Origin of the sequence: Pelagibius sp. (assembly GCF_965249265.1) — a bacterium.
Lineage (GTDB): Bacteria > Pseudomonadota > Alphaproteobacteria > Kiloniellales > Kiloniellaceae > Pelagibius.
This window is the reverse complement of record NZ_OZ252224.1, coordinates 2,351,154-2,363,326: the sequence shown is the minus strand read 5'-3', so window position 1 is coordinate 2,363,326 and position 12,173 is coordinate 2,351,154. Positions and strand designations below refer to the sequence as shown.

Here is a 12,173-nt window from a genome sequence, read left to right as displayed (position 1 = left end):
TCTCCCTTGATCGCTTGCCCTGCGTGACATCTTTTGGTGCGACATTTCTTGTGCCATCCAGATTACAGTTTCTCCGGAAAGTTGGAATACGACCAAGGCAGCAGACGGCCCGGCACTGGCTAACCTACGACCATTGGCCAATTTCCAAGGCTCGATCAGAGGCGGATACTCCAAGAGACGGAAAAAGCCGGTAGAAGCCGGCAGCTTCGGATGAAGCCGTTATGGGTACGGCAAGGGAGGATAAAATGCATCGGTTCTTGCTTGTAGTTGCAGCCGGCATGTTGGGTTCCGGCTTGGCGCAGGCACAGGTGACGGAAAACGATCTGCGCAACGACCAGACGGTGACCGATCAGATCGTTACCAACGGTATGGGGCGCGATCTCCAGCGCTACAGTCCGCTGGACACCATCAACAAGTCCAACGTGAAGAACCTCGTTCCCGCCTGGGCCTTTTCCTTCGGCGGCGAGAAGCAGCGCGGCCAGGAAAGCCAGCCCTTGATCTATGACGGCATTATGTACGTCACCGGCTCATATTCCCGGCTCTTCGCCCTGGATGCCATGACCGGCAGAGAGCTCTGGCAGTATGACGCACGACTGCCCGAAGGCATCCTACCGTGCTGCGATGTGGTGAACCGCGGTGCGGCGATCTATGGCGACAAGGTGTTTTTCGGGACGTTGGATGCGCGCATCGTCGCCCTTGACCGCAAGACCGGTGACGTGGTCTGGCGCAAGAAGATCGCCGACTACAAAGCCGGTTACTCCTATACCGCCGCGCCGATTATCGTGAATGGTCTCATCATCACCGGCAACTCCGGCGGCGAGTTTGGTATTGTCGGCGAGGTGCAGGCCCGCGATACCGAAACCGGCGAGCTTGTCTGGACGCGGCCGGTGATCGAAGGCCATATGGGCACCTTCAAGGGCGAAGAGTCGACCATGACCGGCGAACTGAACGCCACCTGGCCGGGCGACCTCTGGAAGACCGGCGGCGGCGCCACCTGGCTCGGCGGCAGCTATGATATCGAAACCGACACCCTGATCATGGGTACCGGCAACCCGGCGCCCTGGAACAGCCATCTTCGCAATGCGGGTCAGCCGCGGCCCGATAATACCGGCGACAACCTCTATGCCGCCTCCCGCCTTGGCATCGACCCGTCGAACGGCGAGATCAAGTGGCATTTTCAGACCACCCCGCGCGAGGGATGGGACTACGACGGGGTTAACGAGGTCATCCCCTTTGTCGACGCGGCGGGCAACAGGCGGCTGGCGACAGCGGACCGGAACGGCTTTTTCTATGTGCTGAATGCTGATGACGGTGCCTTTGTCGATGCCTTTCCTTTCGTGAAGGACATCTCCTGGGCCGAAGGCATCGACGAGAACGGCCGCCCGGTCTTTGTCGAGGACAATCGGCCGGGCGATCCTTCGGCAGCGGCGGACGGCGCCAAGGGCGAGAATGTTTTCTCCGTTCCCTCTTTCCTTGGCGGGAAGAACTGGATGCCCATGGCCTACAGCCAGAAGTCCGGGCTCTTCTATGTGCCTTCCAACGAGTGGGGCATGGATATCTGGAACGAGCCCATCACCTTCAAAAAAGGTGCGGCCTATCTGGGCGCCGGCTTCACCATCAAACCTCTGTTCGAAGACTACATCGGCTCATTGAAGGCGATTGACCCGATGAACGGCGAGGTGAAATGGGAGGTCAAGAATAACGCGCCGCTCTGGTCGGGTGTCATGACCACTGCCGGCGGTCTGGTATTCACCGGTACGCCGGAGGGTCATCTGAAAGCTTTTGACGACGAAACAGGTGAGGAACTCTGGTCGTTCCAGACCGGCTCCGGCGTCGTTGGTCAGCCGATCACCTGGGAGATGGAAGGTGAACAGTACGTTGCCGTGCTTTCCGGCTGGGGCGGCGCGGTGCCGCTCTGGGGCGGCGAGGTCGCCAAGAAGGTGAGCTACCTGAACCAGGGTGGTCTGGTCTGGGTCTTCAAAGTGCCCAAGCAACTCGTTTCGGCCAACTGAGGCCCGGGCTTTCTTGAACAGCGGAACAGGCGCGTCCTGCGGGGCGCGCCTGTTTTCGTTTCCGGCCCTGAAGAGCTAGATCTTTGGTCGGGTATCGCAGCGGGCCGCCTTGGGCTACCATGCTCGACAGGGGGGAGCTGAAGGCAGCGAATGGGATTGGGAGCAGGATGCCCGGAGTTTCGACACAGCGTGAAGAACAGCCGGAGGCGGTGCGCCTTTCGACAGCCCTTGTGATTGATGATCATCCGCTGTTTTGCGAAGCGCTTTCCATGACCTTGAAGTCGGCGATCCGGGTGGAGGAGATCGTCACCGCCGAAAGGCTGGAGCAGGCTATCGAGCAGATCCGCGGAGGGTTGCAGCCCGACGTGGTGATGCTGGATCTCAATCTGCCCGATGTGAACGGCCTGGAAGGGCTGGTTCGCTTGAAGAAAATCGCTGCGAATGTGCCGATCATCGTGGTTTCCTCTCTTGCCGAAAACCGGATCGTCGCCTCTGCGATCAAAGCGGGCGCGTCGGGCTTCGTGCCCAAGCACAGCCAGCGCGACGTCTTCCTGCGGGCTTTTACCGACATCTGGGCGGGCAGGGTCTATCTGCCCGATGGTTATGTCGAGGTATCGGAGGATGATGCGTCGCCACAATCTGCGGAGGAAGATGCGATACTCCGCCTGTCTCAGCTAACCCAGCAGCAGGCCCGCATCCTTCAATGCGTCTGTGAGGGTAAGCTGAACAAGCAGATCGCCTATGATCTCTCCATCGCCGAGACCACGGTAAAGGCGCATGTAACGGCGATTTTACGCAAGTTGGGGGTTCAGAGCCGAACTCAGGCGGTGCTGATGGCGCAAAACACCCATTTCGCAAAGATCTTGCAGGACGACAACAAGGTCACCTAACCTATCCAAAACAAATAAATCAGTCTGTTTTGGGGAGGTCATATGGACGCGCCGGTAATGCCACCGGTGGCCGGTAAGCGTGGCCGGAACGCGGTACGGACGGCTCATGCCGCCGCTCGCGACGCCCGGGCGGCCCTGTCGCTGCTAGCTGAGGAAGTCGGAACCGACGGGCTCGACCTCGTTATCCTGTTCATCTCCCCCACCGGCGATCTGACCGCCATCGCGCGCGAGGCCGAGGCGGTTTTCGGCAGCACACCGGTGATCGGTTGCACAACGGCCGGAGAGATTTCACCTCAGGGCTATACGGAAGAGGAGATCGTCGCCGTTGCCTTTCCGCGAAAGCAGTTCGTTTCTCTCATAGAATTCATCGACGACCTTGAAGGGCTGGTGCGCGAGGATCTCGTTCGGACAACGGTCAAACTGCGTGGTGAGTTGGCCCGCCGGGCGCCGGATTGGGCCTCAGAATTCGCCTTTCTGATGGTCGACGGGTTGTCACTCTTGGAAGATCAACTGGTTTCAGCGCTCTCGACCGCGCTGGGGCCGACGCCGCTGTTCGGCGGGTCCGCGGGTGACGGGCTCGACTTCAAGCAGACCTTCGTCATTCACGGCGGCCGTGTCTATCAGGATGCTGCGGTCCTGGCGCTGATCAGAACGAATTGCGCCATCAAGGTCTTCAACTTCGATCACCTGACGCCAACCGAAAAAAAGATGGTGGTGACAGAGGCCGATCCGGATCGCCGGGTGGTTCGCGAGATCAATGGTGAGCCGGCAGCGCGCGAGTATGCCCGGATCGTCGGCATGGACCCAGAGCAACTCTCTTCATTCATCTTCGCTGCCCACCCCGTGGTGGTAAAGGTTGGCGGCAAGCACCATGTGCGCGCCATTCAGAAGGTCGAGCCCAATGGCGACCTGACGTTCTTCTCGGCCATAGATGAAGGATTGGTGCTCACCGTTGCCGAACCGCGGGACATCGCGGAGGATCTTGATGCGGCGCTGAGCGACCTTTCCCGCCGCGGCCAGCCGGAAGCAATCATTGCCTGCGACTGTATCCTGCGCCGCGTCGAGGCGGAGCAGAAGCAGGCGATCGGGCCCTTGTCACGCATCCTGGCAGCAAACCGGGTTGTCGGCTTCAGCACCTATGGCGAACAGGTGAACTCTGTCCATGTGAACCACACCATGACCGGTATCGCAATTTATCCGCCGCCGAGTGAATCGAAGACATGAACTCCTTGCTGATCAACCCCGAGGACAGCCTCGAGCAGCAGAACCGGAAGCTTCTGAAGATCACCTCCGTTCTGATGCGGCGGGTTGAGCAGGCGACCGACGACAGCGGCGCCGCCTATGCCCACTTCCAGCGGGCGCTCTTGCTCGAGGAAGAGGTCCAGGCCCGCACCTGGGACCTGGAGCAGACCCTGGGGCTGCTCAACCAGTCCAATGCCGAGTTGTCGCGCGCCAATAAAGCGGCGGAGCGGGCCCGCGCCGATCTGTCGAATGCGCTTGAAGCGGTGCAGGAAGGTTTCGCGCTTTTCAACGCTGACGATGTGATGGTGATGTGCAACAGCCGCTTTGGCATGCATATGCCCGATATCCGCGCCCAGCTGCGCCCTGGGTTGGCTTTTCAGGACTATGTACGGCTGGTCAGCCAGAGCAGCTGTCTGGCGCTTCCGTCCGGGGAAACCCCGGCCAGCTGGGCTGAACAGCGCAAACGCAAGCACAAGGAAAGCCACGTTAACTTCAATGTGAGGATCACCGGCGACCGCTGGGTTCAGGTCAGCGAACATCGCACGCCGGACCAGGGCACCGCGATCCTGCAAACCGATGTAACGGACATGATCCGGATGGAGCGGCAGGAAAGGGAGAAACTGCTCGATGACCAGGCACGCCTGATCCGTGCGACCCTGGAACACATCAATCAGGGAATCTGTATTTTCGACGACCAGCACCGTCTTGTCGATTGGAACCAGCGCCTTGCCGCGCTGCTGAATCCACCCATGCACCTGCTGCGCGTCGGCACCAGTTTTGACCGCCTGCTTGAGCACATTGCCCAGGACCTGACCTTCGCCAAAGGGCAGTCTTTGCGGAAGGTGACGGACTGGGTTCATCAGACAAACCTGCGCGCGCCTCTTTCCCTGGAAGTCAGCCATCGGGGGAAGGTCCACCTCGACGTCTTCGGTCAGGAGATGCCGGACAAAGGTTTTGTCATCAGCTTCAGCGACGTGACCGCGGAACGCGAAGCGATCGACGCCATGTCCGAGGTGAACGAGACGCTCGAACAAAGAGTGCTGGATCGAACAATTGCCCTGGAAGACGCGCTTAAGGCTGCGGAACTCGCCAATGCCTCTAAGTCCCGGTTTGTGGCGGCGGCCAGTCATGATCTTTTGCAGCCGCTGTCCGCGGCCAAGCTCTTCCTCTCATCCCTGTCGAACATGGATCTCAGCGCCGAACCGCTGCGGGTTACCCAACGCATCGAGAGTGCGTTGAACAGCGTCGAGGCGATCTTGGCTGCGCTCCTGGATATCTCCAAACTCGATTCAGGCCGTGCGGCCGTCGAGGTTTCGGCTGTCCCTATGAGTCAGATTCTGGGACCGCTGCGCGATGAGTTCCAGCCTCTGGCCCGGCAGAAGGGCATCGACCTGCACGTCGTCGACTGCGGATTGGTGGTGCAAAGCGATCCGTCTTATCTCAGGCGTATTCTTCAGAACCTTATCGCCAACGCGATCCGTTACACCGCCGCCGGCAAGGTACTGGTGGGCGTGCGCCGGCGGGGCGCCAATCTGATCGTTCAGGTCTGGGATACCGGACCTGGGATCCCAGAGGAAATGCGGGAGCTCGTCTTTAAGGAGTTCCAGCGCCTGGGCACCGCCGATCATGAGGGTAGCGGGGTCGGGGTGGGGCTCGGTCTGGCGATTGTCGAGCGGGCCTGTGCGCTACTCGGCCACCCCTTGCAAATGATATCGCAGACCGGAAGAGGAACCGGGTTCCTCGTCACCCTGCCGACCAGCATGCAGGCAGCGCAGGCCGATGAATCCGATGGCCGGACGGTGGCCGGCAAGGCGGGCCCCGGAGGGGGGCAGCTGATCGCTCTGATCATTGAGAATGACAGAGAGGTACGCTGGGCCATGACAACGCTGCTGGAGAGTTGGAGCGTCAGTGTTTTCGACGTCGCCAGCCAAGCCGAGGCGCTCCAGCTTCTTGATGAAATCGGCATTGCGCCGGACATCCTGCTTGTCGACTATCAACTCGACCTTGGCGAAAACGGACTTGATGCCATTGACGCCGTGCGGAGCCGCTTCGCATCGACAGCCGCGGCTCTGGTTACGGCCAAGCGGTCTCCTGAGCTGCAAAGAACCTGCCGGTCCAAGGGAATAGGGTATCTCAACAAGCCCATCAATCCATTGGAGCTTCGCGAGCTGTTGATCGGCGCCCTGCCGCGCCAGGTGGCAGGCTGAAAGCCTCGTTCCCAACCCTCCGAACCGCCAAGGCTCCCCCGACGTCTGAAGACTGGTTAGACGCTCTGGCCGCTAAGCCATTGAAGAGAAAGGAGGCGCAAACGAGAGTGGCGGATGGGGTGGGATTCGAACCCACGAGACGCTCTCACGCCTGCCGGTTTTCAAGACCGGTGCCTTCAACCACTCGGCCACCCATCCATCTCGCACAAAGGGGGCGGGCCCCCGCGGCCAACGGTTCTAAGCGGCCTGGGAACGAAAGGCAAGCGGCTCTCCGGGCGGCCCGGATCGGCCCGCAGATCGCCCCTTGATGGTACGGGGCGTCAGGCTGCAACCGGCTGACTGTTGCGGCTCGGGCCAAGGCGCGGCACACTCTCCGCCTCAGATCAGCCGGGTAAGGGCGGCAAGGGCGCAATCAGGGGAGAAATCATGGGCAAAACGGTCAAGAGTCTCAAAAAAGGTCTTTCAAGGCGCAGTGTTCTGGCTGCCGGCACTGCAGCGGCCGGCTTGGCGGCGCTACCCGGCCTCGGCACAACCGTGCTGGCGGCTGATGCCGTCAAAGTCGGCGCCGTGCTTCCTTTCAGTGGCGGGCTGGAGCTCTTCGGCAATCAGGCCAAGTTGGGTATCGATCTGGCGGTGAAGGAAATCAACGACGCCGGCGGCATCCTCGGGCAACCGCTTGAGGTGATCTATGAAGACAACAAGACCGACCCCAAGACCTCGGTGGAAAAGGCGACCAAGCTGATCCGCGGCGACGACGTGGTGGCACTGACCGGGCCCATTACTTCGAATGCGCGTGACGCCATGACGGCAACCATCAAGCGCCTGAAAACGCCGCTGCTCTATGCCACAAACTACGAGGGCGGGGCCTGCGACCGTTACCTTTTCTCCTTCAACACGGTGCCGAACCAGGAACTGGCGAAACTGCTGCCGTACCTTCAGGAAACCGTGGGCGGCAGCACCTATATGTTCGGGGCAGACTACGTCTGGCCGCAAAAGATGTTCGAAGCGGCCAAGACTTTGGCCGAAGGGCAGGGTGGCTCCGTGGCCGGCGTGGAATTCACGCCCTGGGGCGTGAAGGAGTTTGCCCCGGTGATCCGGCGAATCGCCGACAGCGGGGCCAAGACCCTTCTGTTCGCGCTGCCCGGCGGCGACGGCATCACCTTCATCAAGCAGGCCGAGGCTTTCGGTCTTTTCGATCAGGTCACTGTCGGCTTCCTCGGCTTTGCCGAAACCTACCTCGGCGCCTTCGGGCCCGGCGGTGGGCAGAACATGTGGGTGACGGTGCCTTTCGTCGCCTCAAGCGACAACCCGGGGGTAAAGGATTTCGTCGCGCGTATCCGTGCTTCAGCCGGTGATGACGTGCCCATCTCCCACTATGTGATGACCCATTACAACGCGATTAACGCTCTGCGCGATGCCCTGGAGCGCCAGGGGACGGTGAGCCGGGAGGCCGTGGTCGACGGGCTTGAAGGGCTGATCGTTGCCTCGCCGGCCGGACCGGTAACCATCGGCTCCGCCGACCATCACGTCACCCTGCCGATGTTCCTGGCAAAAACCGAAGGCGACGGGCTGAAGACCGTACAGGATTTGGGGCGGCTCGCACCGGAGGCCGGTTGCAGCTGATGATCCAGGCAAACCCGGGAGGGCGATATGCCGGATAGTGCCGATCTGCCGGGCCTGACCCGCGATCTGACGGCGGCCCTGCCGGTCGCCCCGGTCGATCTGGTTTTGGGAAAGCAGAAGACCGGACTGGTCATTGTCGACGAGGTGAACGGTTTCGCCACCGTCGGAGCGGGCAATCTCGCACCGCCGGCGCCCAACGCTCAGGTGGCGACCATGGTTGCGGAAACCGACCGCCTGGCCCGGGCTTTCACGGAGAAAGGCTGGCAGATCCTCGCTTTCCTGGACACCCACGTGCCGGGCAAACCGGAACCGCCTTATCCGCCGCACTGCGAAGCGGGGACGGGGGAAGAGGAGCTGGTGCCCGAACTGGCCTGGCTGGAAGAGGATCCGAACACCACCCTGGTGCGCAAAGACTGCATCAACGGTTTCGTCGGGGCAATCCGCCCGGACGGCAGCAATGCCGTGGTCGATTGGGTGAACGGGGCGCGGCTGGAGCGCCTGTTGGTGGTCGGTATCTGCACCGACATCTGCGTCATGGATTTTGTTCTGACCCTGCTCTCGGCACGCAACCACGATCTGATGCCGAGCCTGAGAGACATCTCCGTCTACAGCGAGGGCTGTTCGACTTACGACCTGCCGCTTTCGGTCGCCGAAAGCCTGGGCTTGCCGAAAACAGCGGCTCACCCGCAGGACCTGACGCATCATATGGGGCTTTATTTCATGGCCTCCCGCGGCGCGGAGATCGTCGGCAAAGTCACCTTGGACGGCTGAGCAGTCGTCATGAGCGCGCTGTGACGCCGCTGCTGGAAATCACCGGTCTGGAAAAGGATTTCGGCGGCGTCCGGGCCGCCGACGGGCTCGATCTTTCGCTCTCCGCCGGGGAGATGCTCTGCCTGATCGGCCCCAACGGCTGCGGCAAGACAACGCTCTTCAATCTGATCACTGCTGCGATCGCCTCCGACGCCGGTGCGTTGAAGTTTGACGGCGAGGATCTGCGCGGGCTTGAGCCTTATCAGATCGCGCGGCGCGGAATCCTGCGCAAGTTTCAGGTGCCCGGAATCTATCCCGAGCTCACGGTGGAGGAAAACCTGTCGCTCGCAGCGGGCGGCCGTCCGGGTATCGAAGCAGCGGATATGGAGGAGTTGCTGGCGCTTGCCCGCCTTTCCGAACGCAGGGCGGTCCCGGCCGGGACTCTGGCGCATGGCGAAAAGCAGTCCTTGGAAATCGTCATGGTGCTGGCCGGCAAACCCCGTCTGCTTCTGCTCGACGAACCAACCAACGGCATGACCGGCTCGGAGACCGCGGCCACGGTCGCGCTCATAAAAACGTTGCATCGTGACTACGGCTGCGCCGTCGTGGTGATCGAGCACGATATGGGCTTTGTCGAGGAACTAGATTGCCCCGTTGCCCTGATGCTGCGCGGCAAGATCGTCCGGCGCGGCAGCTTTGCCGCCCTGCGCGACGATCCGCTGGTCAAAGAAGTCTATCTGGGGCAGGCATGACCATGCTGCGCATAGAGGGTCTCGTCTGCGGGTACGGCGGCAGCCGGGTGCTGCGCGGTTTCGATCTGTCGGTGGGCGAGGGGGAGAGCGTCGCTCTGCTGGGGCGCAACGGCATGGGTAAGACCACCATGCTGCGCGCCGTCATGGGCCTGATCAAAGCCAAAGAAGGAAAAATTGAGTTTGGCGACAATCGGATCGACGGCGCCAAGCCTGAAGTCATCGCCAAGGCCGGCCTCGCCTATGTGCCGCAGGGCCGTGAGATCTTTCCCGATCTGAGTGTCGAGGAGAACCTGCTCCTCGGCGCCATGGGGAAGAACGGGCTCGGAGCGGCCGTGCCGGACCAGGTCTTCCAGCGGTTCCCGATCCTGAAAGAACGCCTGAACCAGAAAGGCGGCACGCTCTCCGGCGGCCAGCAGCAGCAACTCGCCATAGGGCGGGCGCTGGCCGGCCAACCGAAGATGTTGCTGCTCGACGAACCTTCGGAAGGGCTGCAACCCTCCATCGTTACCGAGGTCGGCAGCGCGATGCGCCGGGAGGTGGAAGAACGGGGACTGACTCTGGTGACCGTCGAACAGAACGTCGAACTCGCCCTCACCATTGCCGAGCGCTGCCTCTTTATCGAGAACGGCGTTCTGGTGGCCGACGCCAGCAGTGCCACGCTGCGCGCCGACGACAGCCTGCTTCACAAGCACTTGGCGATCTAGGAGAGGGGTAGAGATGGACCAAGCCCTGCTGCTCCTGCTCGATGCCACCAACTATGTGCTGGTGATTATCCTTGTGGCCATGGGGCTGGTCATTGTCTTCGGGCTGATGCGGGTCATCAATATGGCCCATGGCGAACTCTTTCTGCTCGGCGCCTACACCCTGGTGCTGCTGCAGCAGGCGGGAGTTCCCTATTGGATCGGCCTGATCGCGGCGACGCTTCTCGTCGGTTTCATCGGCCTGCTGATGGAAGAGCTGGTGATCCGCCACATCTACCATCGTTTTCTCGACACCATTCTGGCGACCTGGGGAATCTCCATCGCCATCAAGCAGGGCGTGGTCCTGCTCTTTGGGCCGGGGGCCCAATCGACCGCCGCGCCGATCACGGCTCAACTGGAGATTTTCGGCGCCAGCTATCCCGCTTACCGACTGTTCATCATGGCCGTGGCCCTGCTGGTTGTGGCGGGAACCTTCTACCTCTTTTTCCGCACCCGCTTCGGCTTGGCGGCACGGGCGGTCATCGCCAACCGCTCCATGGCCGGCTGTCTCGGCGTTCCGACCCGCACCTTCGACCGCCTGACCTTTGCGTATGGCGCAGCCTTGGCGGGGCTCGCAGGCGCGGTGATGGCGCCGATCATGAGCGTCGACCCGCAAATGGGTCTTGGCTTCCTGATCCCGGCCTTTCTCTCCATCTTGGTCGGCGGCGCCGGTCATCTCGCCGGGCCGGTTCTGGGCGCCGGGCTGATCGGTGCGACGGACAGCGTGACCGCCGGCCTCTGGTCGCCGGTCATGGCCCAGGTCGTGGTGTTTGCCATGGCGGTTGTCGCCATCAGGCTGTTCCCCGGTGGCCTCATTGGCCGTGGCGGTCCGCGATGACGCTTTCTGCTCAATTCTTCGCCGACCGCCGCAATCGTACGGATGCGCTCATCTGGGTCGGATTTCTCGCCCTGCCTTTGGTGCTGGGGGAATGGGAAGTCACCCAGATCGCCCAGTATCTTACCTATGGCATCTTTGCCATGAGCCTGGCGCTGATCTGGGGCCACTGCGGTCTCATGAGTTTCGGTCATGCGGTCTTCTTCGGACTTGGCGCTTATGCCATGAGCCTTTCGACCCTGGGCATGCTGCCCGGCTTGGAAGGTTGGACCAGCAGCTATCTCGGCATTGCCCTGGCGCTGGCGGTCCCGGCGGTCTTCGCCAACCTGCTGGGGCGTTTCCTGTTCTACGGCAGAGGCCTGCAGGGCGCGCAGTTGGCCATCGTCATGCTGGCCGTCGCGGTGATTGCCGAACGGCTGATGGCACGCTGGCCCTACACCGGCGGCATGAACGGGCTTATGTCGGTACCGCCGGTGAACCTTGGTGTCTTCGGTGCCGACATCGAAATCTTCGATCCTCTGCCGCTCTATTACCTGACCCTGTTTGCCGCCATTGCCGTCTACATCATCCTGGAATCTCTGGTGCGCTCGCGCCGTGGCGTGGTGATGCGGGCGGTGGCCAGCGATGAAGCCCGCACGGCCTTCCTGGGTTACGACACCAGGGCCGTGAAACTTTCCGCCTTTACCATCTCGGCGGCTGTCGCCGGTTTTGCAGGCGCGCTTTTCGTTGCCCAGTTCGGCTTCGTCTCGCCGCCCTTGATCGGTTTCGGTCTCTCCACCGAAGTTCTGATCTGGGTCGCCCTGGGCGGGCGACACGGCCTGCTGACGGCGTTTCTCGGCGCCATTATCGTACGTCTCGCCGAAAACACGCTGGCCGACCTTTTGGGGCCGGCCTGGCTGCTTGGCCTCGGCCTGCTTTTCGTGCTCTGCGTGATTTTTCTACCCCGCGGCTTGCTGGGCGAAATCTATACGCGACTCACGTTGCCCCGCGGCACGGCAGATACCGGTCAGAGATAGTTTGGGCCTTCGGCCCTGATAGGTTTTACCAAACAACGGCCGCTTTTCATAAGCCTGCCTCATAGCCATGTTAGATTTTGTGTTTGTGCAAACGGGCTGGGCGGAT

At 61.7% G+C, this 12,173-nt stretch carries 10 protein-coding genes and 1 tRNA gene; 10 read left to right on the top strand and 1 reads right to left on the bottom strand.

The window, feature by feature from the left end; genetic code table 11:
• Positions 1 to 245: 245 nt before the first annotated feature.
• From ACP146_RS11295 to ACP146_RS11280, 4 genes are all read left to right on the top strand, one after another.
• Entirely contained in the window at positions 246 to 2,012 is a 1,767-nt protein-coding gene (locus ACP146_RS11295) for a PQQ-dependent methanol/ethanol family dehydrogenase (RefSeq protein ID WP_422366857.1), read from the top strand.
• Positions 2,013 to 2,179: 167 nt separating this feature from the next.
• On the top strand, positions 2,180 to 2,902 hold the full coding sequence (locus ACP146_RS11290; protein ID WP_422366856.1) for a response regulator: 723 nt from the start codon (positions 2,180 to 2,182) through the stop codon (positions 2,900 to 2,902).
• 42 nt (positions 2,903 to 2,944) lie between these two features.
• Complete coding sequence (locus ACP146_RS11285; protein WP_422366855.1) at positions 2,945 to 4,126, top strand: FIST N-terminal domain-containing protein; 1,182 nt, start codon at positions 2,945 to 2,947, stop codon at positions 4,124 to 4,126.
• Positions 4,123 to 6,351 (top strand): PAS-domain containing protein, encoded by a 2,229-nt coding sequence (locus tag ACP146_RS11280; protein ID WP_425032590.1) that lies wholly within the window; start codon positions 4,123 to 4,125, stop codon positions 6,349 to 6,351. The genes ACP146_RS11285 and ACP146_RS11280 overlap by 4 nt, the downstream gene beginning before the upstream one ends.
• Before the next feature lie 108 nt (positions 6,352 to 6,459).
• On the opposite strand, the gene ACP146_RS11275 is transcribed toward ACP146_RS11280, so the two are convergent.
• Positions 6,460 to 6,549 (bottom strand) — tRNA-Ser (locus tag ACP146_RS11275).
• Between the two features lie 228 nt (positions 6,550 to 6,777).
• On the opposite strand from ACP146_RS11275, the gene ACP146_RS11270 reads away from it, so the two are divergent.
• From ACP146_RS11270 to ACP146_RS11245, 6 genes are read left to right on the top strand one after another with little or no spacing between them, the layout of a single operon-like run.
• The gene (locus ACP146_RS11270) at positions 6,778 to 7,974 is read left to right on the top strand and encodes a substrate-binding protein (RefSeq protein ID WP_422366853.1); all 1,197 of its coding nucleotides are present in this window, start codon (positions 6,778 to 6,780) and stop codon (positions 7,972 to 7,974) included.
• 27 nt (positions 7,975 to 8,001) lie between these two features.
• Positions 8,002 to 8,745 carry an isochorismatase family protein gene (locus ACP146_RS11265; protein ID WP_422366852.1) on the top strand — a complete coding sequence of 248 codons (744 nt, stop codon included), beginning with the start codon at positions 8,002 to 8,004 and terminating at the stop codon, positions 8,743 to 8,745.
• Between the two features lie 20 nt (positions 8,746 to 8,765).
• Positions 8,766 to 9,476: an ATP-binding cassette domain-containing protein gene (locus ACP146_RS11260; RefSeq protein ID WP_422366851.1), complete on the top strand. Its 711-nt coding sequence runs from the start codon at positions 8,766 to 8,768 to the stop codon at positions 9,474 to 9,476.
• A complete protein-coding gene (locus ACP146_RS11255; protein ID WP_422366850.1) occupies positions 9,473 to 10,180 on the top strand; it encodes an ABC transporter ATP-binding protein in 708 nt (235 codons plus the stop codon). The genes ACP146_RS11260 and ACP146_RS11255 overlap by 4 nt, the downstream gene beginning before the upstream one ends.
• 13 nt (positions 10,181 to 10,193) lie before the next feature.
• A complete protein-coding gene (locus tag ACP146_RS11250; RefSeq protein ID WP_422366849.1) occupies positions 10,194 to 11,054 on the top strand; it encodes a branched-chain amino acid ABC transporter permease in 861 nt (286 codons plus the stop codon).
• A complete protein-coding gene (locus ACP146_RS11245; RefSeq protein ID WP_422366848.1) occupies positions 11,051 to 12,067 on the top strand; it encodes a branched-chain amino acid ABC transporter permease in 1,017 nt (338 codons plus the stop codon). Before ACP146_RS11250 ends, ACP146_RS11245 begins: the two co-directional genes overlap by 4 nt.
• The last annotated feature ends 106 nt before the right edge of the window (positions 12,068 to 12,173 follow it).

What these genes read in the sequence shown, in the direction of transcription:
- ACP146_RS11270 (WP_422366853.1), top strand. Translation starts at nt 6,778, where the DNA reads ATGGGCAAAACGGTCAAGAGTCTCAAAAAAGGTCTTTCAAGGCGCAGT.
- ACP146_RS11255 (WP_422366850.1), top strand. Translation starts at nt 9,473, where the DNA reads ATGACCATGCTGCGCATAGAGGGTCTCGTCTGCGGGTACGGCGGCAGC.
- ACP146_RS11290 (WP_422366856.1), top strand. Translation starts at nt 2,180, where the DNA reads ATGCCCGGAGTTTCGACACAGCGTGAAGAACAGCCGGAGGCGGTGCGC.
- ACP146_RS11280 (WP_425032590.1), top strand. Translation starts at nt 4,123, where the DNA reads ATGAACTCCTTGCTGATCAACCCCGAGGACAGCCTCGAGCAGCAGAAC.
- ACP146_RS11295 (WP_422366857.1), top strand. Translation starts at nt 246, where the DNA reads ATGCATCGGTTCTTGCTTGTAGTTGCAGCCGGCATGTTGGGTTCCGGC.
- ACP146_RS11285 (WP_422366855.1), top strand. Translation starts at nt 2,945, where the DNA reads ATGGACGCGCCGGTAATGCCACCGGTGGCCGGTAAGCGTGGCCGGAAC.
- ACP146_RS11250 (WP_422366849.1), top strand. Translation starts at nt 10,194, where the DNA reads ATGGACCAAGCCCTGCTGCTCCTGCTCGATGCCACCAACTATGTGCTG.
- ACP146_RS11245 (WP_422366848.1), top strand. Translation starts at nt 11,051, where the DNA reads ATGACGCTTTCTGCTCAATTCTTCGCCGACCGCCGCAATCGTACGGAT.
- ACP146_RS11265 (WP_422366852.1), top strand. Translation starts at nt 8,002, where the DNA reads ATGCCGGATAGTGCCGATCTGCCGGGCCTGACCCGCGATCTGACGGCG.